Source organism: Rhodococcus sp. NPDC003348 (assembly GCF_053589375.1).
On the sequence record NZ_JBSFRT010000003.1, the window covers coordinates 97,866 to 123,569 of the forward strand.

Annotated in this window: 26 protein-coding genes; 4 read left to right on the plus strand and 22 right to left on the minus strand. The window is 70.0% G+C overall.

Annotated elements, in window-relative coordinates:
- Positions 1–98: 98 nt before the first annotated feature.
- The 15 genes from ACWDU4_RS02920 to ftsH form a co-directional block, all read right to left on the minus strand.
- Positions 99–443 (minus strand): histone-like nucleoid-structuring protein Lsr2, encoded by a 345-nt coding sequence (locus tag ACWDU4_RS02920; protein WP_450112345.1) that lies wholly within the window; start codon positions 441–443, stop codon positions 99–101.
- Positions 444–560: 117 nt separating this feature from the next.
- On the minus strand, positions 561–2,069 hold the full coding sequence (gene lysS, locus ACWDU4_RS02925) for a lysine--tRNA ligase (RefSeq protein ID WP_450112346.1): 1,509 nt from the start codon (positions 2,067–2,069) through the stop codon (positions 561–563).
- A 93-nt stretch (positions 2,070–2,162) separates the two neighbouring features.
- Entirely contained in the window at positions 2,163–2,585 is a 423-nt protein-coding gene (locus ACWDU4_RS02930; protein ID WP_450112347.1) for a rhodanese-like domain-containing protein, read from the minus strand.
- Positions 2,582–3,151, minus strand: a complete 570-nt coding sequence (locus ACWDU4_RS02935) for a cysteine dioxygenase (protein ID WP_450112348.1) — start codon at positions 3,149–3,151, stop codon at positions 2,582–2,584. The genes ACWDU4_RS02930 and ACWDU4_RS02935 overlap by 4 nt, the downstream gene beginning before the upstream one ends.
- Positions 3,152–3,320: 169 nt before the next feature.
- Positions 3,321–4,136, minus strand: a complete 816-nt coding sequence (locus ACWDU4_RS02940) for a type III pantothenate kinase (RefSeq protein ID WP_450112349.1) — start codon at positions 4,134–4,136, stop codon at positions 3,321–3,323.
- A gap of 2 nt (positions 4,137–4,138) precedes the next feature.
- Complete coding sequence (gene panD, locus ACWDU4_RS02945) at positions 4,139–4,579, minus strand: aspartate 1-decarboxylase (RefSeq protein WP_450112350.1); 441 nt, start codon at positions 4,577–4,579, stop codon at positions 4,139–4,141.
- A 16-nt stretch (positions 4,580–4,595) separates the two neighbouring features.
- Positions 4,596–5,528: a pantoate--beta-alanine ligase gene (gene panC / locus ACWDU4_RS02950; protein ID WP_450112351.1), complete on the minus strand. Its 933-nt coding sequence runs from the start codon at positions 5,526–5,528 to the stop codon at positions 4,596–4,598.
- The gene (locus ACWDU4_RS02955) at positions 5,525–6,466 is read right to left on the minus strand and encodes a Rossmann-like and DUF2520 domain-containing protein (RefSeq protein WP_450112352.1); all 942 of its coding nucleotides are present in this window, start codon (positions 6,464–6,466) and stop codon (positions 5,525–5,527) included. The genes panC and ACWDU4_RS02955 overlap by 4 nt, the downstream gene beginning before the upstream one ends.
- A 109-nt stretch (positions 6,467–6,575) precedes the next feature.
- Positions 6,576–7,637, minus strand: a complete 1,062-nt coding sequence (locus ACWDU4_RS02960) for a DUF6779 domain-containing protein (RefSeq protein ID WP_450112353.1) — start codon at positions 7,635–7,637, stop codon at positions 6,576–6,578.
- Between the two features lie 70 nt (positions 7,638–7,707).
- Positions 7,708–8,175, minus strand: coding sequence for a DUF3180 domain-containing protein (locus ACWDU4_RS02965; protein ID WP_450112459.1), 468 nt, complete (start codon positions 8,173–8,175; stop codon positions 7,708–7,710).
- The gene (gene folK, locus ACWDU4_RS02970) at positions 8,175–8,681 is read right to left on the minus strand and encodes a 2-amino-4-hydroxy-6-hydroxymethyldihydropteridine diphosphokinase (protein WP_450112354.1); all 507 of its coding nucleotides are present in this window, start codon (positions 8,679–8,681) and stop codon (positions 8,175–8,177) included. Before folK ends, ACWDU4_RS02965 begins: the two co-directional genes overlap by 1 nt.
- Positions 8,678–9,052, minus strand: a complete 375-nt coding sequence (folB, locus tag ACWDU4_RS02975; RefSeq protein ID WP_450112355.1) for a dihydroneopterin aldolase — start codon at positions 9,050–9,052, stop codon at positions 8,678–8,680. The genes folK and folB overlap by 4 nt, the downstream gene beginning before the upstream one ends.
- Complete coding sequence (gene folP, locus ACWDU4_RS02980; protein WP_450112356.1) at positions 9,045–9,896, minus strand: dihydropteroate synthase; 852 nt, start codon at positions 9,894–9,896, stop codon at positions 9,045–9,047. Before folP ends, folB begins: the two co-directional genes overlap by 8 nt.
- Positions 9,893–10,510, minus strand: a complete 618-nt coding sequence (folE, locus tag ACWDU4_RS02985; RefSeq protein ID WP_450112357.1) for a GTP cyclohydrolase I FolE — start codon at positions 10,508–10,510, stop codon at positions 9,893–9,895. Before folE ends, folP begins: the two co-directional genes overlap by 4 nt.
- 106 nt (positions 10,511–10,616) lie before the next feature.
- Positions 10,617–12,998, minus strand: coding sequence for an ATP-dependent zinc metalloprotease FtsH (gene ftsH, locus ACWDU4_RS02990; RefSeq protein ID WP_450112358.1), 2,382 nt, complete (start codon positions 12,996–12,998; stop codon positions 10,617–10,619).
- Positions 12,999–13,238: 240 nt separating this feature from the next.
- Here ftsH and ACWDU4_RS02995 point away from each other — a divergent pair, with 240 nt between their 5' ends.
- Together ACWDU4_RS02995 and ACWDU4_RS03000 are read left to right on the plus strand one after the other, a co-directional pair.
- The gene (locus ACWDU4_RS02995; protein ID WP_450112359.1) at positions 13,239–13,871 is read left to right on the plus strand and encodes a maleylpyruvate isomerase family mycothiol-dependent enzyme; all 633 of its coding nucleotides are present in this window, start codon (positions 13,239–13,241) and stop codon (positions 13,869–13,871) included.
- 100 nt (positions 13,872–13,971) lie between these two features.
- Complete coding sequence (locus ACWDU4_RS03000) at positions 13,972–15,993, plus strand: serine/threonine-protein kinase (protein ID WP_450112360.1); 2,022 nt, start codon at positions 13,972–13,974, stop codon at positions 15,991–15,993.
- Between the two features lie 40 nt (positions 15,994–16,033).
- On the opposite strand, the gene ACWDU4_RS03005 is transcribed toward ACWDU4_RS03000, so the two are convergent.
- The 5 genes from ACWDU4_RS03005 to dacB all read right to left on the minus strand — a co-directional run bounded on the left by ACWDU4_RS03005 (position 16,034) and on the right by dacB (position 21,592).
- Entirely contained in the window at positions 16,034–17,368 is a 1,335-nt protein-coding gene (locus ACWDU4_RS03005) for an amidase (protein ID WP_450112361.1), read from the minus strand.
- 114 nt (positions 17,369–17,482) lie between these two features.
- Positions 17,483–18,037, minus strand: coding sequence for a hypoxanthine phosphoribosyltransferase (gene hpt, locus ACWDU4_RS03010; RefSeq protein WP_450112362.1), 555 nt, complete (start codon positions 18,035–18,037; stop codon positions 17,483–17,485).
- 20 nt (positions 18,038–18,057) lie between these two features.
- Complete coding sequence (tilS, locus tag ACWDU4_RS03015; RefSeq protein ID WP_450112363.1) at positions 18,058–19,113, minus strand: tRNA lysidine(34) synthetase TilS; 1,056 nt, start codon at positions 19,111–19,113, stop codon at positions 18,058–18,060.
- Positions 19,110–20,162, minus strand: coding sequence for a zinc-dependent metalloprotease (locus ACWDU4_RS03020; protein WP_450112364.1), 1,053 nt, complete (start codon positions 20,160–20,162; stop codon positions 19,110–19,112). Before ACWDU4_RS03020 ends, tilS begins: the two co-directional genes overlap by 4 nt.
- Complete coding sequence (gene dacB, locus ACWDU4_RS03025; RefSeq protein ID WP_450112365.1) at positions 20,159–21,592, minus strand: D-alanyl-D-alanine carboxypeptidase/D-alanyl-D-alanine endopeptidase; 1,434 nt, start codon at positions 21,590–21,592, stop codon at positions 20,159–20,161. The genes ACWDU4_RS03020 and dacB overlap by 4 nt, the downstream gene beginning before the upstream one ends.
- 76 nt (positions 21,593–21,668) lie before the next feature.
- Here dacB and ACWDU4_RS03030 point away from each other — a divergent pair, with 76 nt between their 5' ends.
- On the plus strand, positions 21,669–22,160 hold the full coding sequence (locus tag ACWDU4_RS03030) for an inorganic diphosphatase (RefSeq protein WP_450112366.1): 492 nt from the start codon (positions 21,669–21,671) through the stop codon (positions 22,158–22,160).
- 123 nt (positions 22,161–22,283) lie between these two features.
- Complete coding sequence (gene lexA / locus ACWDU4_RS03035) at positions 22,284–22,946, plus strand: transcriptional repressor LexA (protein WP_450112367.1); 663 nt, start codon at positions 22,284–22,286, stop codon at positions 22,944–22,946.
- 8 nt (positions 22,947–22,954) lie between these two features.
- On the opposite strand, the gene arcA is transcribed toward lexA, so the two are convergent.
- Positions 22,955–24,193, minus strand: coding sequence for an arginine deiminase (gene arcA, locus ACWDU4_RS03040; RefSeq protein ID WP_450112368.1), 1,239 nt, complete (start codon positions 24,191–24,193; stop codon positions 22,955–22,957).
- A 10-nt stretch (positions 24,194–24,203) separates the two neighbouring features.
- Positions 24,204–25,640 carry a basic amino acid/polyamine antiporter gene (locus ACWDU4_RS03045; RefSeq protein ID WP_450112369.1) on the minus strand — a complete coding sequence of 479 codons (1,437 nt, stop codon included), beginning with the start codon at positions 25,638–25,640 and terminating at the stop codon, positions 24,204–24,206.
- Positions 25,641–25,704: the final 64 nt, after the last annotated feature.

The following is a 25,704-nucleotide window of genomic DNA, read 5'->3' on the forward strand; positions in this document are numbered from 1 at the left end:
CACCACGCACCCCCCTTTGTTGACGCCGTTTCCCCTGCCCGCAGGCTAGCAGCGCAGCCATGCGTGGACAGGGGAAACGGGCAGGGAAATGTGGTGGTTCAGTTTGCCTTGTTGTACAGCTCGGTGATTTCGGCGGAAATTCGACCCCGGGCGGACACGGGATGGCCATTGCGCCGCGCCCACTCGCGGATCGCGGCACTCTGTTCGCGATCCACCGCCACTCGGGACTTTCCGGCGACCTGAGCAGGCTTTCCGCGACGACGACCCGTCGACTTGCGTGCGTGCGAAACCCACACCTCGAGCTGCTCACGCAAACGGGCCGCATTCTCCGACGACAGATCGATCTCGTAGGTCACCCCGTCGAGCCCGAACTCAACCGTTTCGTCAGCTGTCGACTCCTGATCCACGTCGTCGATCAGAGTGACGGTGACCTTCTTTGCCATGACCCGAGTTCCCTTCGCAATAACGCGCATTCCGAGCCCCGTGCACCGGATTCCGCGAGTCTACCCCCGCACCGAGAATACCGAATGTCGGATAATGGCAAATCTATTAGAAATCGATCACCGCGCGGACGGCCGGACAATTGGGAACAAGATGGTTTCCCGGATACCGAATCCGGTCAATGCCATCAGCAGTCGGTCGATGCCCATACCGGTGCCGGTGGTCGGCGGCATGCCGTGCTCCATCGCCGCGAGGAACTCCTCGTCGAGGGCCATCGCCTCGTCGTCACCGGCCGCGGCCAGACGCGCCTGATCGACGAACCGCTCGCGCTGGATGACGGGATCGACGAGTTCCGAGTACCCGGTGGCCAACTCGAAGCCCCGCACGTACAGGTCCCACTTCTCCGTGACCCCGGGCAGGCTGCGATGCTGCCGGGTCAGCGGCGACGTCTCGACCGGGAAGTTGCGGACGAACGTCGGCTCGTGGAGCTGATCGCCGCACTGGTGCTCCCACAGCTCCTCGACGAGCTTGCCGTGACCGTAACCCTTGTCCTTCGGCACCTCGAGACCCACCTTCGCGGCGAGCGCGAGCAGCTCGTCGACGGTGGTGTCCGGGGTCACCTCGACGCCGATCGCGGCGGACAACGACGGATACATCTCCATCGTCTTCCACTCGCCGCTCAGGTCGTACTCGGTGCCGTCCGCCAGCGTGACGACTTGCGTGCCCAGGGCGTTCTGCGCAACCTCCTGGATCAATTCGCGGATCATCGTCGCGGAATCGTCGTAGGTGCCGTACGCCTCATAGGTCTCGAGCATCGCGAACTCCGGCGAATGCGTCGAGTCGGTGCCCTCGTTGCGGAAATTCCGGTTGATCTCGAAAACCTTCTCGATGCCACCGACCACGCAGCGCTTGAGGAACAGTTCCGGAGCGATCCGCAGGTACAGGTCGATGTCGAGCGCGTTCGAGTGCGTGATGAACGGCCGGGCTGCGGCACCACCGGCGATGGTCTGCAGCATCGGGGTCTCGACCTCGAGGAAGCCCCGGCGTTCGAGCGCGTTGCGCAGTTCCCGCACCACCGAGACCCGCTTGCGGGCCATCTCACGGGCCTCGGGCCGCACGATCAGGTCGACGTAGCGCTGACGGACGCGCGACTCCTCGTTCATCTCCTTGTGCGCGACCGGGAGCGGACGCAGCGACTTGGACGCGAGCTGCCACGAATCGGCCATCACCGACAGCTCGCCGCGGCGGGAGCTGATCACCTCGCCGCGCACGAACACGTGGTCGCCGAGGTCGACGTCCGACTTCCATGCGGCGAGGGCGTCCTCACCGACGTTCGCGAGGCTGAGCATCGCCTGCAGCTGGGTGCCGTCGCCCTCCTGAAGGGTCGCGAAGCACAGCTTGCCCGTGTTGCGGACGAAGATCACCCGGCCCACAACACCGACCTGCTCGCCGGTCGCGGTGTCCGGCTCCAGGTCGGGGTACTTCGCGCGAATCTCCGCCAGCGAGTGGGTGCGCGGCACCGAGACGGGATACGCCTGCCCGCCCTGCTCCAGGATCCGCTCCCGCTTCTCGCGGCGGATACGAAGCTGCTCGGGGGTGTCGTCGTGCTCGGCTGCTACATCACTCACGGTTGACCAGGGTAATGCCCCGCCGTGAGGAGCGACCGCGACGGTCGTCCCAAGCGGCCGACGGGACCCGCCGACGCCGGGCGTGACCGCCGCTCAGTGAGCGGCGACCGCCTCGGTGTCCCGGATCAGGTGCCGGGACCGGGTGGCGACGCCGAGCAGGCCGGCGGCCCGGATCGCCTGGTACCCGCCGACCAGATCACTGGCCCGGCGCAGACCCAGTTCCTGCAGCGCCGCCGCGGCCAGGCTGGAGGTGTACCCCTCGGAGCAGACGACGATCCACTCGACGTCGTGGTCGGCGGCCAACGCGATGCGCGCGTTGCTGGCCGGGTCGAGTCGCCACTCGAGCACGTTGCGCTCGATCGCCAGCGCGCCGGGCAGGGTGCCCTCGCGATCGCGCTGGGCCTGCGGTCGGATGTCGACCAGGATGGCGCCCCGGGCGACGGCGTCCGCGAGTTCGAACACGGTGGTGCGCCGGTAGGCGCTGCGGGCATTCTCGAGCATTTCGTCGATGGTCATGCCGACAGTCCTTCCGGGAGATCGGTGAGCTCGGTGCGGGTGCGGCGCAGGCTGCCGCGATCGGTGACCTCGTAGTACGACATCGCGGTCAGTGGTGGTGAGTAGGCGTGCACGCTCAGTGTCGGCAGGCCGGGTCCGGCGGCGCTGTCAGGCGCCTGCATGACGTCGTGCACCCATCCCAGCGGGAACGACGCCTGGTCGCCGGCGTCCAGCGTTCGGTACTTGAGTTCGGTTCCGCCCCAGCGATATTCGGCCAGCGATCCGCTGAGGACGGTGAGCGCGCCGAAAGAACCGGCGTGATCGTGCAACTCCGTCGCCTCACCGGGGACCCAGCTGATCAACCAGACGTCGACGTCGTCGTCCGCGTGCAACCGGGTGGACCAGCGCTGCTCGGTGGGAAAGAGGCCGCCCGCGGGAAGCAGATGCGCGAACCGGCCGTCGAGCACGTCCTGCGCGCCCTCGTCGGTGATGCGCAGCAGGTCAGCGGGGCGGAGCCGGCTCGGGGACACCGACGGTCGCGAGGCGGGAACGGACGCAAGGGTGGAGACCACAGATGTGGAAAGCATGGAAGTAACTCCAGGAGAATGTGAACAGCGGAGGCGAATGGACGTGCCTCAACCGAGTCGAGGCGGCAGTCAGCCTCGACAACACTCCTGAGCAACCATGCGAGCAATCACGTCGACCAGTGTGACACAGATTCGAAGTCTGGCAAAGGTTCGGGCGGAAAGAAGTCGGTCACACCACCGGCGAACGCTTGGCCGCGCGGCGGGCCTGGGTGCGCTCGTACACGATGCGGAGACCCTCGAGTGCGAGGTCGCGTTCGAGGTGCGCGATGGTCTCGGACTCCGGCATCACCAGCGGCGCACTGTCTCCGGTCGCGATCACCGTCACGTCGTCACCCGCGAACGCGGGCAGCTCCGCCCGCACCCTCCGCACCAGGCCGTCCACCAGCCCGGCGAATCCGAACACCGCGCCGGCCTGCATGCACTCGACGCTGTTCTTCCCGACCACCGCGCGGGGACGCACCAGTTCGAACTTGCGCAGCGCAGCCGAATGCGAGGCGAGTGCGTCGGTCGAGGTCTCCAGCCCCGGGGCGATCGCGCCGCCGAGGAACTCACCCTTCTCCGACACGACGTCCACACAGGTCGCGACCCCGAAGTCGACGACGATGCACGGACCGCCGTAGAGATGGTGTGCGGCAAGACTGTTCACGATCCGGTCGGCCCCGACCTCCTTGGGATTGTCGACCAGCAGCGGCACCCCGGTACGAACCCCGGGTTCGACCACCACGTGCGGGACCTGCCCCCAGTATCGGGACAGCATCACCCGCAGTTCACGCAGCACCGACGGCACCGTCGACAGCGCCGAGACGCCGACGATCTGCTCGACCCGCGAGCCGAGCAGTCCCCGCAGCATCAGCGCCAACTCGTCGGCCGTCATCCGCGGGTCGGTGCGCATGCGCCAATCCTGCTCCAGCCGTGCGTGTTCCCCGCTGCCGGTGAACACACCCAGCGAGATCGTGGTGTTGCGGACGTCGACCGCCAGCAGCACGGCTACACCAGCGCCGAGGTGTTCTCCAGGGTGCTCAGCATCCGTGGAGTGATCAACCCCGAACCCTCCGGTGCGTGCGCCGGATCCGACCCCAACTCGACCTGCCGGTTGTCGGCGTCGACGAACACCACGCGCGGGTTGTAGTCGCGGCACTCCTGCTCGTTCATCACGCCGTACGCGATCAGGATGACGAGATCACCGGGGTTCACGAGATGCGCTGCCGCACCGTTGATCCCGATCACACCACTGCCACGCTCACCCGCGATGACGTAGGTCTCGAGCCGGGCACCGTTGTCGATGTCGACGATGCACACCTGCTCACCCTCGAGCAGGTCGGCGGCGTCCATCAGGTCCTGGTCGACGGTCACCGAGCCGACGTAGTGCAGGTCGGCGTGGGTGACGGTGGCGCGGTGGATCTTCGACTTCATCATCGTGCGAAACATGTTCAGCCCCTTAGGTCTAACGGGTGATCTGGTCGTCGGCGGTGGTCGCCGCGGAGGTGGTCTGGGAGTCGGTGTCCCGTTCGAGGAATCCGGTGCCGACAGCGACACCGACGTTGTCGATCAGCCGGGTGGAACCCACCCTGGCCGCGACCAGCAGGCGCCCGTCACCCCGTTCGGGGGCCGGACCGAGATCGACGCCGCGGACCTCGAGATAGTCCACCTCGACCTCCGGCGTGGCGGCGAGCACCTCGCGAGCAGTCGCGAGGATCGCCTCCGGTCCCCCGGCCGCCGCGTGGGCGCCAGCGACGAGGGCCGCGGAAATCGTGGCAGCAGCGGCTCGTTGGTTCTCGTCGAGGTAACGGTTCCGCGAGGAGAGCGCCAGGCCGTCCTGTTCCCGCACGGTGGGGACTCCGCGGATCTCGACGTCGAAGTTCAGGTCGCGGACCATCTGCCGGATCAGCGTGAGCTGCTGGTAGTCCTTCTCGCCGAACCAGGCGGTGTTCGGGGAGACGATCTGCAGCAGCTTCGCGACCACCGTCAACATTCCGGCGAAATGCGTTGGACGGCTGGAACCTTCGAGCTCGGCCCCGACGGGGCCGGGGTGGATCATGGTGCGCTGCCCATTCGGGTACATCGCGGCGGCCGTCGGAACGAACGCCAGCTCCACGCCCTCCCCACGCAGCAGCTCCAGGTCCGCGTCGAGGGTGCGCGGGTAGGCGTCGAGGTCCTCCCCCGCTCCGAACTGCAGCGGATTGACGAAGATCGAGACCACCACGACCGCACCCCGCAGCTTGGCCTGCCGCACCAGTTCCAGGTGACCGGCATGCAGCGCACCCATGGTGGGCACGAGCGCCACCTGCCTGCCGACCCCGCGCAGCGCCCGGGTGACCTTCGTCAGCTCGGCGGGCTCGTGGTGCACGGTCAGCTCGCCGCGCGTGTAGCCGTTCACGATTGGTCCTCCAGCATCTCGATCAGCGCCGGGTCCGCCCCGACGATCTGCGCCGACCGCAGCGACAACGCCCGATAGCCGGCCGCAAGTTGTGGGTCCACCTCGCCGAGCACGCGCAGGTGGGTCGCGACCGCGGCCCGGTCGCCACGCGCCACCGGGCCGGTCAACGCGGCGGAACCGCGGCGCAGCGCGTTGTCGAGCGCGGCCGACAGCAGCGGCGCGAGCACCCGCTCGGCCACACCGTTCGGGGCACCGTCGACGGCCTGCTGCCCGAAGAGTTCGTCCCCGGCCAGGGCCACGCGCAACGCCGCCACCGCGTCGGACACGAGGGTGACCAGGTGATTGCTGCCGTGCGCGAGGGCCGCGTGATACAGGGGCCGCACCTCTTCGCGGACCCGCACGGGCTCGCCGCCGATCTCGAGGACCAGTGACTGGGCGATCGCATATCCGATCTCGTCCGCGGCGGTGATCCCGAAGCAGGCCGACGCCAGGCGGGCCACGTCCTCGTCGTGTCCGGTGAACGTCATCGCCGGATGGATCGCCAGGGGCACCGCGCCGATCTGTGTCAGCGGGGTCAGCACACCGATACCGTTCGCTCCGGACGTGTGCGCGACAAGGGTCCCAGGCCGAACCGATTCGGTGGCGGCAAGGCCGTGCACCAGGTCCGCGAGCTCGTCGTCGGGGACGGCCAGGATCAGCAGCTCGCAGCGGGCCGCGACATCGGCGGCAGGCAGAATTTCGGAGTCCGGCAGACGCTGCTCGGCACGGCGCACCGAGGCGTCGGATACTGCGGAGCACGCCACCACCAGGTGGCCGACTCGTTCGAGTGCCGCACCGAGTGCGGTGCCGACGCGTCCCGCCGAGACGATTCCCACCGTCAGTCGTGCGGGCGCCGGGTCCGGAAAAGACCCGTCTCGAGTGATCTCTGATGAGGTCACCGTTGTTCCTCTCGTTCGTTCCAGTCCCGCGGTGCGGGTACCGGACGTTCACAGCGAGGATAGTCGGCAACTCCGACGCGCCGCCATGGTCGAGAAAGTGATCTATGGCTCACTCGCGACGGCGGCGACCCGCCCGGGGGCCCTCCGAATCCGGGGACGCGGCCTGCATGTTCGCCATGATCTCGGCGACGGTGAGCCCGCTCGAGTGGGCCCCGGCGACATCACCGGGTCCCACTTCGTCTTCGGTCGAGCGGCGCCGTGAGCGGCGCGACGGCGGCGCCAGTTCGTCCTCCGGCGTCGGGCCTGCGGGTGCATCGGTGGCAGGCACCTCGGCCACGGACGTATCGATCCGGGGCGCACCGGTCGAGGGCGCATCCGTCGAGGTCTTCGGCGGTGTCGGTGTCGCCGCCTGCGCCGGCACCGGCTTCCGCGGTCCCGACTCGGCCGACCGCGAGTGCGGCTGCGGCTGCGGCTGTGGCTTCGCGGGCTGCGGCTGTGCGGGCTGCGGCTGCAGGGACTGCGGCGCCGCCACCCTCGGGGGCTGGCCCGCATCCGTCGGCTCGTCCTCCTCCCCGACCACGGACACCTCCGCCGTCACCGGCTCGTCGAACGGTGTCGCGAAGGTGGGGCCGGACCCGGGATCGGCGTACGCGGGATTCGGCGCGAACGGTACCGGTGGCCGGACGCCCTCGCGCGCGGCCGAGAGCTGGCCCATCCGGGACCCCTCGGCCTCGATCGCCACCCGGTCGGCGGGCAGACGACCGTCGAACAGCACCTCGAGGCTGCCGCGCAGGGCGGCGAGTTCGACCCGCAGTGCCGCGATCTCGGACACGTCGACGTTCACTTCGCTGCGCACCCGCGCCTCGACCCCGGCCTCGTACTCGCGGCGGGCACTGATCTCCCGCTCGAGCTGGAGTTCGTACACGGTCTGCAGGTCGCGGATCTTGGCCTTGTCCGCCGCGGACTCCCGGCGGTAGCGGGTCATCGCGATTGCGCCGATGACAGCGGCCCACAGCGCAGCCATCAGACCGATGCGCAGCACCTGCACGCTGTCGCTGAAGATCAGGAACAGGCTTGCGACCACAGCCAGCACCACGAGGCCGGCCACGATCATCTGGCTCGCGCTGCGCTTGTTTCTCCGCATCGAACCCGCGCGACCAGAAAGCGTCATGGCGCCCAGGATAGCCGTCGCCGACGACTACTCCGGAGTACGTCCACGGCGATTCCCGTACCTGCGCGAACTACATCGCCGGTTCGTCCGGGGGCTCGTCCGGCGTCTTACAGCAATGTTCGAGCCACATCGCCGCGGCGGCCAGGGCCACGCCACCCACCAAACCCACCAACGTTCCGGTGGTGTCCTGTGCCGCCGCGTCGACCTCCGCCCGCTCCGGCAACAGGAACAGCAGCAGACCGAGCCACACCCCCGCACTCGCCGCACCGACCAGGGCGGACGCTTTGGCAAGGGCGACCGCGCGGGCCGCGGTGATCGGGTGCAGCTGATGCCGGTCCGTGCCGATCCGATGGTCCTCCACGCGCGCCCGGATCACGAACGCCAGGACCACCTCGATCAGCGCCACCGGATACAGCGATGCACCCGCAAACATCGAGATCGGAGGGAGTGAACCGTAGAAGGTCCGGACGAGGAGCCAGGTGGCGAGGGCCGCGAACAGCGCCAACCCGAGCAGGTCACGGACCCGCGTGGGCTTCATCACGACGTCACCAGGACCGCGTCGGTGCGGCGGACACCCGCCGTCTCCGTCCGGTCGAGCCCGGCCAGCAGATCGCGGACCCGAACCTGCGAGCCGTCGACGACCAGCACCGCGTCCGGCTCGATCTCCAGCCACGGCATCAGTACGAACGCGCGCAGGTGGGCGCGCGGGTGCGGCAGCGTGAGCTCCGGGTCGTCACTGACCACGCCGTCGCAATCCACCACGTCCACGTCCAGGCTGCGCGGACCCCAGCGCACGTCCCGAACCCGGTCCGCCTGTTGTTCGAGTCCCTGACCGAAGGTCAACCAGCCCCGGCAGTCGAGATCGGGGTCGTCCACGATCAGCGTCGCGTTGAGGAAGTCCTGCTGTTCCACGCCGCCCCACGGCGCGGTGGCGTACACCCCGGACGCCGCGACCAGCCGCGGGCCCAGCCCCTCGACCACCGACCGCAGGTTCGCGAGCGGGTCACCGAGGTTCGATCCGATCGACAACACCGCCCGGCTCATCGGCGCAGACCCTCGCGGGAACGCCGGGCGACCACCGCCACGTCCGCAAACGTCAACGGGATCGGCGCCGACGGCTTGTGCACGGTCACCTCCACCGCGCTCACCCGCTCGTCACGCAGCACCGCCTCCGCGATCTCGGCGGCGACCGTCTCGATCAGGTCCCGCGGTGGACCGGCGACGATGTCCGCAGCGGTCTGCGCCAGCGCGCCGTAGTCGAGGGTGTCGGAGAGATCGTCCGAGGCGGCGGCCGGCGCGAGGTCGAGCCAGACCGTCACGTCGATGAAGAAGTCCTGGCCGTCGCGCTTCTCGTGCTCGAACACCCCGTGATTTCCGCGCACCTTCAGCCCGCGCAACTCGATGCGGTCAGACATCACCGACCTCCTCCGCCGCGGACCATGCCCGCTCCACCGCGATCGCATCCCGTGACGCACGCACATCGTGCACCCGAACTCCCCAGGCGCCCTGCCGAGCGGCGAACGCCGACACCACCGCGGTCGCGACCTCGCGGCCGTCGGGGACGCGGTCACCGTCCGCATCCGCAAGCAGGGTGCCGAGGAACCGCTTGCGGGAGGCCCCGATGAGCACCGGGAACCCGAGCGCGTTCAGCCTCGGCAGCGCGCCGAGCAGGGCCCAGTTGTGCTCGGCGGTCTTCGCGAACCCGAGGCCCGGGTCGAGAATCAGCCGGGACGGGTCGACACCGGCGCCGACCGCGGCGTCGACCGACTGCATCAGCTCGTCGCACACGTCGGTGACCACGTCGCCGTAGTGCAGCACCCCACCCGCGTGCACGTACTCGCCGGCCGACCGCCAGTGCATCAGGATCCACGGCAGCCCGGCATCGGCCAGGACAGACGCCATCGCCGCATCCGCGCGTCCGCCGGAAACGTCGTTGACGACGCTCACGCCCGCTTCGATCGCCGCCTCCGCGACGGAGGCGCGCATCGTGTCGACGCTGACCGGGATACCCTCTGCGACGAGGTCGGCGATGACCGGTGCCACGCGACCGGCCTCGACGTCCGGATCCACGCGCTGGGCGCCGGGACGCGTCGACTCACCGCCGACGTCGATGATGTCCACGCCGAGCCGACGCAACTCCAGCCCGTGCGCGACGGCCGCGTCCCTGTCCAGGTACCGGCCGCCGTCGGAGAAGGAGTCGCTGGTGACGTTGAGGACACCCATCACGACGCAGCGCCCCGGCGTCGGGAGCACGGTCACCTGCGGACGATGAGATCCAGCGCCTCGGCACGCGAGGCGGCACTGGACTGGAAGATGCCCCGGACCGCCGACGTGGTGGTGCTGGCGCCCGGCTTGCGGATGCCGCGCATCGCCATGCACAGGTGCTCGGCCTCGACGACGACGATGACACCGCGCGGATCGAGCTTGCGGACCATCGCGTCGGCGATCTGACTGGTCAGCCGCTCCTGCACCTGCGGGCGCTTCGCGTACAGGTCGACCAGCCGCGCCAGCTTCGACAGCCCGGTCACGCGGCCCGTGGCCCCCGGGATGTACCCGACATGCGCGACCCCGTGGAACGAGACCAAGTGGTGCTCGCAGGTGGAGTACAGCGGGATGTCGCGGACAAGCACCAGTTCCTGGTGTCCCTCGTCGAACGTCGTGTTCAGCACCTCGTCGGGCTCGGTGTACAGGCCCGCGAACACCTCCCGGTACGCCCGCGCCACCCGCGCCGGGGTGTCGAGCAGGCCGGGACGGTCCGGGTCCTCGCCAACGGCGATCAGCAGCTCACGGACCGCCGCCTCGGCCCGAGGCTGGTCGAAGGCACGACCGGTCTCGATCGACCGCAGCACCTCGTCTGCCTCATTCGTTCCCACGCCACCGAGTTGATGAACCGACACCTGATCGCACCTCCACTTCGTTCGAAACCCGCGTCCGCGGTCCGTTTCGGGACGGACCGTGCAAAACACTATGCGTCGCGACCTACTGCTGTCCGTTCGGCCCTTCCCAGCGCTGAGTGGAGACGTCCTTGTCCTCCACCGGCGGGTTCGGGTGCGTCGGCTGAGGCTGGTGCGTCGGCTGAGGCGGGTGCGGCGGCGGGTTCCACTGGGGGTACCCGGCATACGGGTTCTCCGCCTGCTCCGGATACGGGCTGCCCGCGGGGCGGGCGTGCTGCGCCTCACCGCGCGGAGGCCAGCCCGGCGCCGACCACCCGGCCGGGGCGCCGTAGTCCGGCATCGACCCCTGCGGCTGCTGCGGCGGCGGGTACGGCTGGTAGCCCGCGGGCGGAACCTGGTAGCCGTTCTGCGGCGGCTGCGGAACACCCTGCTGCGGGACGCCGGCCTGCGGCATCCCCGCCTGCGGGGTGGACGGCCCGGCCGGGACCGCCTCCCGAGTCGCGAACGTCGGCGTGCGCGACGGCTCCTCCGGCAACGGCTCACCGCGCTCGATGGCCAGCTCGCGCGGGGTCTTGATCGGCGGCTTCTCCGACGGGGTGCGGTCACCGAAGTCGTTGAACGCGGTGATCCGCGGCCGCTTCTCGACGCTGGTGAAGATCTTCTCCAGGTCCTTGCGGGTCAGCGTCTCGTGTTCGAGCAGTTCCGCCGCCAACACGTCGAGGACGTCGCGGTACTCGTTGAGGATCGACCATGCCTCGGTGTGCGCGGCCTCGATCAGGTTGCGCACCTCCTCGTCGATCTCCCGGGCCACCTCGTGCGAGTAGTCCGACATCTGCCCCATCGACCGGCCCAGGAACGGGTCGCCCTGCTCCTGGCCGTACCTGACGGCGCCGAGCTTGGCGCTCATGCCGTACTCGGTGACCATCGCGCGGGCGATCTTGGTCGCCTGGTCGATGTCCGAGGAGGCGCCGGTCGTCGGCTCGTGGAACACCAGTTCCTCGGCGGCACGGCCACCCATCGCCATCACCAGTCGCGCGATCATCTCCGAGCGGGTCATCAGACCCTTGTCGTCCTCGGGGACCGTCATCGCGTGACCACCGGTTCGCCCGCGGGCGAGGATCGTGACCTTGTAGATCGGCTCGATGTCCGGCATCGCCCACGCCGCGAGCGTGTGTCCGCCCTCGTGGTACGCGGTGATCTTCTTCTCGTGCTCGCTGATGATCCGGCTCTTGCGCCGCGGGCCGCCGATCACACGATCGACCGACTCCTCGAGCGCGGCCTCGGTGATCACCGCGCCGTTCTCGCGGGCGGTGAGCAGTGCCGCCTCGTTGATGACGTTGGCCAGGTCGGCACCGGACATGCCGACGGTCCGCTTCGCCAGACCCTCGAGGTCCGCGTGCTGGTCGAGCGGCTTGCCCTGCGAGTGCACCCGCAGGATCGCGCGGCGGCCAGCGAGGTCCGGGTTGGTGACCGGGATCTGCCGGTCGAACCGGCCCGGGCGCAGTAGCGCCGGGTCCAGGATGTCGGGGCGGTTCGTCGCGGCGATCAGGATGATGCCGGTGCGGTCGCCGAAGCCGTCCATCTCGACGAGCAGCTGATTGAGGGTCTGTTCGCGCTCGTCGTGACCGCCGCCCAGGCCGGCGCCACGCTGGCGGCCGACGGCGTCGATCTCGTCGACGAAGATGATGCAGGGGCTGTTCTGCTTGGCCTGCTCGAACAGGTCGCGGACGCGCGAGGCGCCGACACCGACGAACATCTCGACGAAGTCCGAACCGGAGATCGTGAAGAACGGCACCCCGGCCTCACCGGCGACCGCGCGAGCGAGCAGCGTCTTGCCGGTACCGGGCGGGCCGTACAGGAGCACACCCTTCGGAATCTTCGCGCCCAGCGCCTGGTAACGGGCCGGGTTCTGCAGGAAGTCCTTGATCTCGTAGAGCTCTTCGACGGCCTCGTCGGCGCCCGCGACGTCCGCGAACGTGTTCTTCGGCATGTCCTTCGACAGCTGCTTGGCCTTCGACTTGCCGAAGCCCATCACGCCACCGCGGCCACCGCCCTGCATGCGGCCCATCACGAAGACGAACAGGCCGAGCAGGATCACCATCGGCAGCACGAACAGCAGGATCTGGGTCAGCCAGCCCTGCTGCGTGATCTTGGTGTTGTACTTGTCGAGCCCGGCCTGCTGCACCTCGGTGAAGATCTGCTCGGAGGCGGCGCTCGGGTACTTCGCGATGATCTGCGTCGAGTTGTCGGTGGCCTCGTTGCCCTGCTTGAGGGTCAACCGGATCTGCTGCTCCCGGTCGTCGATCTGCGCGTCGGTGACATTCTTGGCGTCGAGCTGCGCGATCGCCACCGAGGTGTCGACACTCTTGTACCCGCGGGTGTCGTTGCCGAAGTAGCTGAACGCATAGATGATCAGCAGGATGCCGGCGACGATCGCCAGGTTGCGAAACACTGTCTTGCGGTTCATACAGGTTCAGCCGCTGGGGCCAGTCCTTTCCAGTTCCGGTCGAGCCTTACAGCTCGGGTCGAGCTCGGTGCGCCGGCGTTCCGGCTGCTCACCGGACAATCAAAGATTACCGCGAACACCACCGGTGATCGCCGTTAGCACGTCCGTGTGCGTGCACGACTCCCTTGCTCCAACGCGCGAGAGGGCGCGATGGTTCCAAGATCGCGCCGGGCGTGGCGGCGACCACTACTGTCTGCAGCCATGACGCTGTCCTATGCCGAGGTTGTCGATCAGGTCGCGCGGTCGCAGGCACGTGTCGAGGAGACACTGACCACCCTCACCGCTGCCCGGGCGCGGGCCGCGTCGGCGCTGCCCGGGTGGAGCCGCGGCCACGTGATCACCCACCTCGCCCGCAACGCCGACGGGCTGCGCCGGTTCGTGCTCGGAGTCCGGGCCGGAACGGCGAACGAGATGTACCCGGGCGGCCCCGACGCGCGTGCCGCCGCGATCGAGGAGGGCGCCGACCGGCCCGTGAACCTGCTCACCGCCGATCTGCGCTTCGCAGGCCGTCGGCTCGTCGACGACCTTCGCGCCGCCGCGCCCGACCGGCTCGACACCCCGGTGAAGTGGCGCAAACCGGTCACCGCCCGCGACATCCCGGTGCTGCGGTGGCGGGAACTCGAGATCCACCACCTGGACCTCGACCTCGGCTACAGCTGCACCGACTGGCCGACGGAATTCGTCGAGTCCACGCTCGACACCCAGCTGCCCGAACTCGCGGCCGTCGCGCCGGACGTCGAACTCCCCGACCTGCCGCGGGCCGAGCTGCTGTCCTGGCTGATCGGCCGGCCCACCCGCCCCGACCTGCCCGAGCTGCCCGGGTGGCCGTTCTGAACCCGTCGACGCCGCTGGAGCGGCACCGGTCGGGACTATCCTGAAGGTTCGAGGCTCCTCCACGGCAGGTCACGGCCGCAAGCGGCCACGGGTAGATGTCATGACGCAGCGCCACTCCCGATCGATTCCCGACCCGACGACCGCGGCCCACGCGGCCGAGCAGACGGCTGCGTTCACCGACACCGCCGAGTCGGCCAACGAGCTCTCCCGCGAGGTCCCCGAACGGGCCGGTGAACTCGAGGACCTGATGACCGGCACCGCGCGTGATCCCGCCCATCCCGACGACCTGTCGACCCTCCCCGCCGGGGACCGCCGCACCCTCGACGACCTCGACGTCGGTGAGCGTGTCGACGACTTCGACCTGCTCGTCGCGCTCGGCCGCGGCGCCTTCGCGCGGGTGTTCCTGGCCCGGCAGCGGTCGCTGCAGCGGCTCGTCGCGGTCAAGATCTCCCGCGACCACGGCACCGAACCGGAGACGCTCGCCCAACTCGACCACGACTACATCGTCCGGGTCTTCGACCAGCGCGTCGTCCCCGACCTGGAGATGAAGCTGCTGTACATGCAGTACGTGCCCGGCGGCACGCTGCTCGGGGTGCTCCGCCGGGTGCGCGACACCCCGGCCGGGCAGCGATCCGGGGCGTTGCTGCTCGCGGCGATCGACGCCACCCTCGACGCGAAGGGTGAGATCCGGCCCAGCGATTCGAGCGTGCGCGACGAGATCGCGGCGCTGTCGTGGCCGGAAACCGTCGCGTGGATCGGGAGCCGCCTCGCCGAGGCACTCGACTACGCCGGGAAGCACGGAGTCCTGCACCGCGACGTGAAGCCCGCGAACGTGCTGCTGACCGCCGAGGGCGTCCCCAAGCTCGCCGACTTCAACATCAGCTTCAGCGACCGGATCGCCGGTACCAGCCCCGTCGCCTACTTCGGCGGTTCGCTCGCCTACATGTCGCCGGAACAGCTGTGCGCATGCCACCCGGGACTGCCCGGCGCCGCGGCCGACCTCGACACCCGCAGCGACATCTACGGGCTCGGGGTGGTGCTGTGGGAGCTGCTCACCGGGCACAGGCCCTTCCCCGATGTCGACCCCGCCGACCCGGTCGCGCTCGACCGGATGGTCGCCCTCCGCGAGGCCGGGGTCGGGCCCGAGGCGGACGGCAGCCTGCCCCCGGACTGCCCGGCGACGCTGCGGCGTGTGCTGCGCACCTGCCTGGACCCGGATCCGGAACGACGCTGGCCGAGCGGCGCCGAGCTGGCCCGGCAGTTCGACCTGTGCCTGGACCAGCACGCACGAGCCCTCGTCGACCCGCCGCCGAGCCGCTGGCGGTCAGCTCTGCAGCGCTGGGCGGTCCCGATCCTGATCGCCGCGGTGGTGATCCCGAACGCGCTGGCCGGCGCCTACAACTATCACCACAACAAGACGCTGATCATCAGCACGCTCGCCCCGCTGGTGCAGCGGCACTTCGAGCAGATCCAGTACGTGATCAACGCCGTCGCGTTCCCGCTCGGCGCGATCGTGCTGCTGTACATGTGCCGATATCCGCTGACCGTGCCGCGCGGTCTGCGCAAGGGGCGCCGCTACGACGCCCAGACCCTGGCCCGGGCGCGCACGGACACGCTGCTGCTCGGCGACCGCGTCGTCGTGGTGGTCTTCGGGCTGTGGGCAATCGCCGGCCTGGTCTACCCGGTGACCCTGCAGATCCTCACCGGCGGCATCCCGGCGGGCGCGTACGTCCACTTCCTGGGTTCGCTGATCGTGTGCGGGGCGATCGCCGTGGCCTACCCGTTCTTCTTCGTCACCTTCTACGCCGTCCGCTACCTGTATCCGGTGCTGCTGCCGTACGGCATCAGCAGCAGCGACGACGACCGCAACCTCCGTGGCCTGGACCGTCGCAGCACCCGCTACCTCGCGGTCGCGGCGTCGGTACCGCTGGTCGCGGTTGCGGGCGTGACCTTCCTGTCCCCGCAGCAGATACCGGAGATCATCGGCGCGGTCCGGGTGCTTTCGGTCGGCGCGATCTTCGCGTTCGTCGGCGCCTACTGGCTGTTCCGGCAGCTGGAGACGGATCTGCACGCGCTCGAGCGAGTGGTCTCCCACGCGCATCGGAGTCCGGACCTGACGTAGAGCGGCACCGCCGCGCCGTTGCCGAGTCTCGGACTCCCCCTCACACCTGAGCGACCCGTTGCCACGGCAACAGCCGCTCCAACTGTGCCGCCACCGCGAGGATGCGGCCCTCGCCGCCGGGCGGAGCCGCGATCTGCACGCCCAGCGGGGTGCCGGTCGTCGGGTGGATCCCGGCCGGGACGCTGGCCGCCGGCCAGCCGGCGAGGTTCCACAGCGACGGGAACGGCGCGTACCGGATGTTCGCGACCAGGTTCGCGAGCCACGCGCGGTCGCTCCACCTCGTCGCCGCGATCGGCGGCGCCGCCAGCGTCGGCGTGATCACCACGTCGTGTTCGGCGAAGAACCCGCTCAGCGCCCGGTCCAGCCGGGCGACCTGCTCGGGTTTCACCGTGCGGGCCAGCACCTTGCCCAGTGCCACATGGCCCCGGGTACGCCGCTGCAGCAGCGACGAGTCCAGTCCGGCCGCGTCGGCCGCGGTACCGGCGGTCCAACGGGCCAGCAGCGGAACCGGATTCACCGGATACGGCAGCGACGCCGTCGCGACGTGGTGCCCCACCCCGCCGAGCACGGCGGCCGCCCGTTCCGCCGCGGCCCGCCAGTGCGGGTCGACGCGGACCATCGGCAGCGGCGCCCGCACCGACACCGCGATCCGCAACGATCCCGGGTCGGCGATCTCGGCGAGATCCGGGCGATCCGCCATCACCGACAGCAGCAGGGCGGCATCTGCGACGGTCGTCGCGATCGGCCCGTTCTCCGACATGCCGAACCAGGAGTCCACGCCGAGTTCGGCGGGCACCACCCCGCGTCCCGGCTTGATGCCGAACACCCCGCACGCCGCGGACGGGATGCGGATCGACCCCATGCCGTCGGCGCCGTGCGCGGCCGGGACCATGCCCGACGCGACGGCGACGGCGGACCCGCCGGACGATCCGCCGGAGGTGAGGCCGGGATTCCAGGGGTTGCGGGTGATCGCGTCCGGCGTGTCGGTGGCGCCCCACACGCACAGTTCGGGGACCGCGGTCAGGCCGACGGGGACCGCGCCTGCGGCGCGCAGTCGCGCCACCACGGGATGGTCGGCGGTCGCGGGCGTGACCGGACTCGCCTGCGAGCCGTTGCCGAGGCGATGCCCGGCGACGGGCACGTTGTCCTTGATCGCGATCGGCACCCCGGCCAGCGGCAGCGCCGTCAGATCAGGGCGAGCGGCCACCGCAGCCGCCTCCGCACGCGCCGCATCCGAGCGGACGGTCACGAACGCCCCCAGCCGCGGGTCCCGCTCCGCGATCCGTGTCAGTGCGTCGTCGACGGCCGCCATCGGGCTGAGCGCGCCGTTGCGCACCCGCTCGGCGATGGAGGCGACGGTGAAGTCGGGATCCATCCGTCGATTATGCCCGGTGACCACCCAGATCCCGGACGGTCGGCCGCCACATCGGCGGTGCCGATCAACCGCCACAGCGGCGGTGCCGATCAACCGCCACAGCGGCGGTGCCGATCAGCCTCCGTAGACGCTGGGGTCGAGGGTGCCGATGTACGACAGGTCGCGGTAGCGCTCGGCGTAGTCGAGGCCGTAGCCGACGACGAACTCGTTCGGGATGTCGAAGCCGACCCACTCGACGTCCACGTCGATCTTGGTGGCCTCCGGCTTGCGCAGCAGCGTCACCACCGTCAGCGACGCCGGGTTGCGAGTCGACAGGTTCCGCATCAGCCACGACAGCGTGAGCCCGGAGTCGATGATGTCCTCGACGATCAGCACGTTCCGGCCGGCGATGTCCTTGTCGAGGTCCTTGAGGATGCGGACGACGCCGGACGAGGAGGTGGACGAGCCGTACGAACTGACGGCCATGAACTCCATCTGCGTCGGAATCGGCAGCGCCCGCGCCAGGTCGGTCATGAAGAAGATCGCGCCCTTGAGGACGCCGACCAGCAGCAGGTCCCCTTCAGGGGAACCGTCGGGGAACTTCTCGGCGATCGCGGCGGCCAGCTCGGCCGTCTTCTCGCGGATCTCCTCTTCGGAGATCAGAACCGATGCGATATCGCCTTCGTACACGGCGCTAGCCCCTTTGTTCATTACCGATCCGGCTCATTGCTGACCCGCTCTGGCTCGCGCGCGACGAACCCGACCGACAGCCTGCCATGCCGCCGGGACAGCACCAACCTGACATCCCGTCCGCCGCCGCCGAGGGCGACACCGCCCTGGCCTCGCCACCGCCCGACGAGGTCGTCGGCGGCCCGCAACTGCGGCTCGGTCAGCCCGTTCACGCCGCTGACCTGCAACCATTCGCGCAGGGCGCGGCGACGGATCGCCGGGTGGGCGGTGACGAGGACCTCGGTGTCGAGTTCGTCACGCCCCGTTTCCAAGTGCACGGTCGCGGCGCGCCGCAGTTCGGTGGCCGCCGCGTCCAGCACCTCGCCGTCCTCGCGGAGCTGTTCGGCGGTGCGGGCCAGCGCCGGGGCCACGCCGCCGCCGAGGATCTGTTCGAGCAGCGGCAGTGCCTCGGTTCGCACCCGGACCCGGGTGAACGCGGGACTCGCGTTGTGCGGGTCCCGGTGGGGCTGCAGTCCCAGTTCCGCGCAGGAATGGTCGGTGACCGCGCGGCGGACCCTCAGCAACGGTCGCCCCCACGGGTCGTTCCACTCCCGCATCCCGGCGATCGACCGGGGTCCGGACCCGCGGGCCAGCCCGAGCAGCACCGTCTCCGCCTGATCGTCGAGGGTGTGACCGAGCAGCACCGGGCGCCCGTCACGAGCCGCGTCCAGCGCCGTGTACCGGGCGCTGCGGGCCGCGGCCTCGAGCCCACCCTTCCCGGTCACGTCGACCGGCAGCACCCGGGCCGAGGCGCACCCGAGCAGACGGGCGCGGCCGGCGGCCTGCTCGGCGACCCGATCGGAGCCGGCCTGCAGCCGGTGGTCCACGACGAGCGCGTGCACGGGCCCTGCCTCGGCGACGGCGGCGGCGGTCAGGGCCAGCGAATCGGCGCCTCCCGACAGCGCGACCGCGACGCCGTCCAACGGACGGTGTGCTGCGACCCAGCGCCGGACCGCGTGTCGTACCTCGAGCAACGCGGGCCCTTCGGGCAGTCGCGGCGGGCCGCCGGTCGTGCCCGCCGGCGGGCCGTCGGTCATGACAGGACCCGGCCGATCCACGCCTTCGGGTTCTCGATCTCACCGGTGCGCGGCAGGGTCTCCGGGCCGGTCCAGATCGTGTTGAACGCGGCCATCCCGACCTCGCCGACCACCGCGTCGACGAACGCCTTGCCGCGCACGTACTGCGCCATCTTCGCGTCGATCCCCAGCAGTGCCCGCAGCAGTCGCTGGAGTGGATTGGTCTGGCGGGAGCGCCGCGCGTCGAACGCGCGCCGGATCCGGGCCACCGACGGGACGACGTCGGGCCCGACCGCGTCCATCACGTGGTCCGCATGCCCCTCGAGCAGGGTGCCGAGCATCAGCAGCCGGTCCAGCGCCTCGCGCTGCGGTTCGGCCTGGGTGGCGCGCAGCAACCCGAGCACGCCGCGGTCCTCGGGGGCCTGCTCCTGACCGGATCGTCGGGCCCGCAACGCCGAGGCGAGCCTGCCGATCAGGTCGGCGACCGAGTCGTCTCCGGCCGCGCCGAGGGTCGCGACCGTCTCCCGCATGTGGTCCGCGATCCAGGGCGCGGACGAGAACTGCACCCGGTGCGTCACCTCGTGCAGGCACACCCACAGCCGGAAGTCAGCGGACGGCACCTTGAGGGCCCGCTCCACCCCGACGACGTTCGGCGCCACCAACAGCAGGGTGCCGTGTTCGCCGGTGAACGGGTCGTACTGGCCGAGGATCGCCGACGACAGGAAGGCCAGCATCGCGCCGGCCTGCACACCGGCCGGGCGGCCGCGCAGCAGACCGCTGTCGGTGTCGGTGTCGTCGCCGGTCAGGTTCGCCATCGACGCGGACGCGGCCCGGATCCAGCCGGCCCGGTCCACCACCCGCGCCTGCGGGACCGGCAGTCCGTCGGCGAGCCCGGTCACGTCGCGGACGGGGCCCTCGGCGCGCACCGAGGCCTCGGACAGTTCCGCGACGACCGCCTCGGCGGCCGCACGACTGGTGCGCGGACCGGGGCGGACCAGGCGGACGCCGGTGCGTGCGGCCAACTCCCAGTCGACCGCGCCACCGAGTCCCCCGGACCGCTCACCGGTCATGTGCACCCGCAGGACCGCAGTGTGGAGGCGATGGCGTCGAGGGCGGGTCGGCTGACGTCCGGCGATCGGTCGTTCGACATCAGAGAGAAGGTCAGCACCCGGTTGCCGACGTCGGTGACGTACCCGGCGAGGGCGCTGGCCTGCGAGAGGGTGCCGGTCTTCGCGCGCACCCAGCCGGCGCCGGAGCCGTTGCCGTACCGCTCGGAGAGGGTGCCGGTCGCACCAGCGACGGGCAGGTAGTCGAGCATCGGCCGCAGCTTCGGCTGGGCGTCGCCGGTCGCGGCGGTCAGGACCTGGTCGAGCAGGCGGGCCGGGATGCGCCCGTCCACCGACAGTCCGCTGGCGTCGTGCAGGGTGACGCCGCCCAGGTCGAATCCGGCCCCGGCGAGGGTCTTGGTGATCGCCGCGGTCGCGCCGGCGAACGAGGGTTCCGAGCCGACCTGCTCCGCGACCTCCCGGCCGATCGCCTCGGCGAGCACGTTGTCGGAATGCCCCATCATCTGGGCGAGCCGGTCGCGCAGCGGCGCGGACTCGACCGACGCCAGCGGCGCCGCGCCGGACGGCGCCGTGCCGAGGGTGACCCGGTCGGGGGCGACCCCGAACGCGGCCGCGAGGGCGCGCCCGGTGTCGAGCGCGGGTGTTCCGCTGCGCGGGGACTCGTCCTCCAGCGGTTGCAGGCGGGCGCCGTCGAGCATCACCGGTTCGATCGGCGCGATGTACCCGGCGGCGACGTCGCCGGGTGACCAGCCCTGTGCCATCGGCGGTCCGGCATAGGCGCCGGTGTCGACGACGACGGACTGCACGGCGGCGCCGGCGCCGCGGATCTGCGTGACCAGGTCCTCGAGTCGCGGCGCGCCCGGATAGAAACCGGGCTGCCCGGCGGGCTGGGCGGTCAGCGTCACGTCGCCGCCGCCGACGAGCACGATCTGGCCGGGCTCGGCGCCCTGCACGACGCGGGTGGCGACGCGATGTTCGGCGGGCAGCGCCAGCAGCGCCGCCGCCGCGGTGAGCACCTTGGTGGTGGACGCCGGGATCATCGGCGTGTCGGGGCCCTGGCTCCACAGCACGGTCCCGGAGATCGCGTCGGAGACGACGCCGGTGAACGATCCGAGCGCGGGGTTGGCGAGCGCGGGACCGAGGGCCGCGGCCAGGGCCGCGGGGCTCGGCGCCGGGGCGTCCGCGGGGACCGGCGCGACCTGCGGTGTCGCCAGCACCGGGGGCGGTGCTGCGACCGTGGTGGTGACTGCGCTGGCGCCGAAGCCCAGGTCCGGGCGCTGCACGACGAGCACCGCGACTGTCGCGCCGATCGCCACGACAGCGACCGTCCCGAGCAGGATCCGGACCCGCTTCCGTCGTTGCGCGGCCAGGGACCCGATCTTGCGGTCCTTCGCCCCTGCCTTCGCCAACGTCCCTCCGATTGGTCGCTCCATGTAGTTCACCGCCATTATCCCTGACGGGCTACCCTGTCGATCGCACCATCCACCTGAAGGCAAAGCGAGGAAACGCGTGTCGTTCGACGTCACCATCGAGATCCCGAAGGGTCAGCGCAACAAGTACGAGGTCGACCACGAGACCGGCCGCGTCAAGCTGGACCGCTACCTCTACACCTCGTTCGGCTACCCGGCCGACTACGGCTACATCGAGAACACCCTCGGCGAGGACGGCGATCCGCTGGACGCGATGGTGCTGCTGCCCGAGTCGGTGTTCCCCGGCGTCATCGTCGAGGCCCGCCCGGTGGGCATGTTCAAGATGGTCGACGAGGCCGGCGGCGACGACAAGGTGCTGTGCGTGCCCGCGGGCGATCCGCGCTGGGACCACGTCCAGGACATCTCCGACGTGTCGCAGTTCGAGCTGGACGCGATCAAGCACTTCTTCGTGCACTACAAGGATCTCGAGCCGAACAAGCACGTCACCGGCGCCGACTGGGTCGGCCGTGACGAGGCCGAGAAGGTCATCGCGGAGGCGTTCGACCGGCTGAAGGCCAACGGCGGCCACTGAGCTCGACTCCTATCGACTGAAGGTGCCCTTCGTTCGCGTCAACCGAACGAAGGGCACCTTCGGCCGTTCCGGGGGTGAGCGGGCTGCGGGCGGTGTCGGCAGCGCCCTCTACGATCACGCCCCGTGAGCGGATACGACGACCTCGACCCCTTCGGCGGCCTCGACCCTGCGGCGTTGCCGCCGCGGCAGCAGCAGATTCTCGTGACGATCCGGGACTGGGTGGTCGAGTACGGTTTCGCGCCGAGCACCCGCCAGCTCGCGGACACGGTCGGGCTGCGCTCCACCTCGACGGTGTCTCGGCACCTGAAGGCACTGGAGGACAAGGGATTCCTGCGCCGCAGCGCCGCGGTCTCCCGGCCGATCGATGTCCGCCCGTTCCTGCACGGCACCGCCACCGGCACCGCCTCTGACGACTCGGTGGCGGTGCCCGTGGTCGGCGACATCGCCGCCGGCGCGCCGATCCTCGCCGAGGAGCACACCGACGACGTGCTGTCCCTGCCTCGGGAGCTGGTCGGGTCCGGCACCGTGTTCGGGTTGAGGGTGCGGGGCGAGTCCATGGTCGACGCCGCGATCTGCGACGGCGACATCGTCGTGGTGCGCCAGCAGCACGAGGCGCATTCGGGTCAGATCGTCGCCGCGATGATCGACGGCGAAGCCACCGTGAAGGTGTACCGGCGGCGCGGCGGACACGTCTACCTGGAGCCGCGCAACGCCGCCTACCCGGTCATCGACGGCGACGAGGCCGTGGTGCTCGGCAGGGTCGTGTCGGTGATGCGGCGGGTCTGACCACGCGGTCAGAAGTCGACGGCGTCCCGGACGATCGGGCAGGTCATGCAGTGTCCACCACCGCGACCGCGCCCGAGTTCGGCACCGACGATGGTGATCACCTCCACGCCCTCCTTGCGCAGCGCCGAGTTCGTGTGGGTGTTGCGGTCGTAGGCGAACACCACGCCCGGTTCGACGGCGACGAGGTTGTTGCCACTGTCCCACTGCTGACGCTCGTTCGCGTAGTGGCCGCCGCCGGTCGGAACCACACGCAGTTTCTTGAAGTTCAGTGCTTCGGCGACGACGTCGACGAACGGCTTGCTCTCCTCGGTCACCTCGGGTGCCTTGTCTCCGGGGCGCAGCGAGAAGGTGTGGATGCCGTCGACGATGTCCGGGAAGACGGTGACCAGGTCGCGGTCCGCGAAGGTGAAGACGGTGTCCAGGTGCATCGCGGCGCGCAGTTTCGGCATCCCCGCGACGATCACCCGCTCGGCGGCGCCCGCGTCGAACAGCGACTGCGCCACCTGGGTGATCGCCTGCCGGGAGGTCCGCTCGCTCATTCCGATGAGCACCGCGCCGTTCCCTACGGGCAGCACGTCGCCGCCCTCGAATGTGGCCATCCCCCAGTCCTGTTCGGGGTCGCCCCACCACACGGTGGCCGCGGTGAAGTCGGGGTGGAAGGTGTAGATCGCCCTCATCAGCAGGGTCTCGTCGTGCCGCGCCGGCCAGTACAGCGGGTTGAGGGTGACGCCGCCGTAGATCCAGCAGGTGGTGTCCCGCGTGTAGAGGGTGTTCGGCAGCGGCGGCATCAGATACTCGCGGACACCGGACTGCTCGCGGGCCAGGGAGAAGTAGCCGGGACGGAAGTCGTCGGGCAGGTCGGAGGTGGCCAGGCCGCCGATCAGGAACTCGGCGAGGGTCCGGTTGTCGAGGCTCTCCAGGTAGGCGCGCACGTCCTCGACCAGGCCGAGTCCCACCTCGTTCGCGACGATCTTGCGGTCCAGCAGCCAGTCCTTCGCCCCGGGCACCCCGAGGGTCTCGGTGAGCAGGTTGTGCAGCTCGACGACCTCGACGCCGCGGTCCCGCATCTTCGTCATGAAGTCGAAGTGGTCCCGTTTGGCGTTCTGTACCCACAGGACGTCGTCGAAGAGCAGGTCATCGCAGTTGCTCGGGGTGAGCCGCTCGTGGGCGAGGCCGGGAGCGCAGACCAGCACCTTGCGCAGGGTGCCGACCTCCGAGTGGACGCCGAGGGTAGCGGGGACGGTCATCGTTGCACTCCTAAATGGTGATCGTGCCGGTCGCGAGGCCGACGATTCCGGCGATGGCGCCGAGGGTGACGGCGGCGAAAAGCGCCGCCTCCCAGGGGGAGAAGAGTCGCTTGCCCGCTTCTCGGCGGGTGAGTACGAACAGAATGGTGCCCGGCGCGTAGACGATGCAGGACAGCAGCAGGAACTCGAGTCCAGCCGCGAAGATCATGAACGCCGTGTAGAAGGTGGCGACGGCGGCGAAGATCAGCTCCTTGGTGCGGTTTTCCGGGTGCAGCTCGTCGTAGGTCTCACGGGTCCAACCCAGCTTGAGCGCGTACGCGGCGGCGAGCAGATACGGCACCAGCGACAGCGCGCTGCACAGCTTCAGCGTGAAGGTGAACGCGTCGTCGGAGAACAGCGTGGTGACCAGCACGAGCTGGATCAGCACCGTGGTGAACAGCAGCGCCACCATCGGCACGTTGCGGCCATTGGCGCGCGCCAGGAACGACGGCATGTCGCGGTCTTCTGCGGCGACGAAGAGCACCTCGGCGGCCATCAGCGTCCACGCCAGGTAGGCGCCGAGCACCGAGATGATCAGCCCGATGCTGATGAACCAGGCACCCCAGGTGCCGACCGCGGACTCGAACACCCCCGACATCGACGGCTGCTGCAGCTCGGCCAGCTCGTCGCGCGGCATGATGCCGTACGACACCATCGTCACCGACGCGAAGATGGCCAGCACGCTGAGGAATCCGAGCACCGTGGCGCGTCCGATGTCCTCCCGCCTGCGGGCGTACCGGGAGTACACGCTCGCGCCCTCGATACCGAGGAAGACGAACACCGTCACCAGCATGGTCGCGCGGACCTGCTCGAACAGCGACTCCGAGTAGGCGTCTCCACCCATGAAGTTGTCGGCGAAGACTCCGGCGTCGAAGTAGAACAGCATGATCACGATGAAGACCAGGATCGGGACCAGCTTGGCGACGGTGACGATCTTGTTGATCGTCGCGGCTTCCTGCACGCCGCGCAGCACCATGAAGTGGAAGGCCCAGATGCACACGGTCGAGAGCAGGATCGCGGGCACCGTGTTGCCCGCCCCGAAGATCGGAATGACCTGGCCGAGCGTCGACTTGATGAGCACCCAATAGCTGACGTTGCCCACGCACGTGCTTGCCCAGTACCCGAACGCCGAGAAGAAGCCGAGGTACTCGCCGAAGCCGGCCTTCGCGTAGGCGTACACACCGGCGTCGAGGTCGGGTTTGCGGATGGCCAGCGATTGGAAGACGAAGGCCAGCATCAGCATTCCGGTGCCGGCGATCGCCCAGGCGATCAGTGCGCCGAGGCCACCGGTCGCGGACCCGAAGTTCCGCGGCAGCGAGAACACGCCTGCACCGACCATCGACCCGACGACCATCGCCGACAGCGTCAGCAGCGGCATCTGTTTGGTTGAGGTGGTCTCCGTCGTCACAGGCGATCTCCACGTCTCCGGGGTTCAGCCGACCCGTTCGACGCGATCCTCGCAGCAGCCACGG

Coding starts and splice junctions, on each gene's coding strand:
- ACWDU4_RS03005 (WP_450112361.1), bottom strand. CDS start 17,368: ATGGATCCCGACTTCACCGTCGCCTCCATCGCCGAGCGGGTGCGCAAC.
- ACWDU4_RS02995 (WP_450112359.1), top strand. CDS start 13,239: ATGACGCTGTCCTATGCCGAGGTTGTCGATCAGGTCGCGCGGTCGCAG.
- folB (WP_450112355.1), bottom strand. CDS start 9,052: ATGTCTGACCGCATCGAGTTGCGCGGGCTGAAGGTGCGCGGAAATCAC.
- arcA (WP_450112368.1), bottom strand. CDS start 24,193: ATGACCGTCCCCGCTACCCTCGGCGTCCACTCGGAGGTCGGCACCCTG.
- dacB (WP_450112365.1), bottom strand. CDS start 21,592: ATGGAGCGACCAATCGGAGGGACGTTGGCGAAGGCAGGGGCGAAGGAC.
- folK (WP_450112354.1), bottom strand. CDS start 8,681: ATGAGCCGGGCGGTGTTGTCGATCGGATCGAACCTCGGTGACCCGCTC.
- ACWDU4_RS02935 (WP_450112348.1), bottom strand. CDS start 3,151: ATGCTTTCCACATCTGTGGTCTCCACCCTTGCGTCCGTTCCCGCCTCG.
- ACWDU4_RS03020 (WP_450112364.1), bottom strand. CDS start 20,162: ATGACCGGTGAGCGGTCCGGGGGACTCGGTGGCGCGGTCGACTGGGAG.
- tilS (WP_450112363.1), bottom strand. CDS start 19,113: ATGACCGACGGCCCGCCGGCGGGCACGACCGGCGGCCCGCCGCGACTG.
- ftsH (WP_450112358.1), bottom strand. CDS start 12,998: ATGAACCGCAAGACAGTGTTTCGCAACCTGGCGATCGTCGCCGGCATC.
- ACWDU4_RS02965 (WP_450112459.1), bottom strand. CDS start 8,175: ATGAAGCCCACGCGGGTCCGTGACCTGCTCGGGTTGGCGCTGTTCGCG.
- ACWDU4_RS03000 (WP_450112360.1), top strand. CDS start 13,972: ATGACGCAGCGCCACTCCCGATCGATTCCCGACCCGACGACCGCGGCC.
- ACWDU4_RS02960 (WP_450112353.1), bottom strand. CDS start 7,637: ATGACGCTTTCTGGTCGCGCGGGTTCGATGCGGAGAAACAAGCGCAGC.
- ACWDU4_RS02920 (WP_450112345.1), bottom strand. CDS start 443: ATGGCAAAGAAGGTCACCGTCACTCTGATCGACGACGTGGATCAGGAG.
- panD (WP_450112350.1), bottom strand. CDS start 4,579: ATGTTTCGCACGATGATGAAGTCGAAGATCCACCGCGCCACCGTCACC.
- ACWDU4_RS02930 (WP_450112347.1), bottom strand. CDS start 2,585: ATGACCATCGACGAAATGCTCGAGAATGCCCGCAGCGCCTACCGGCGC.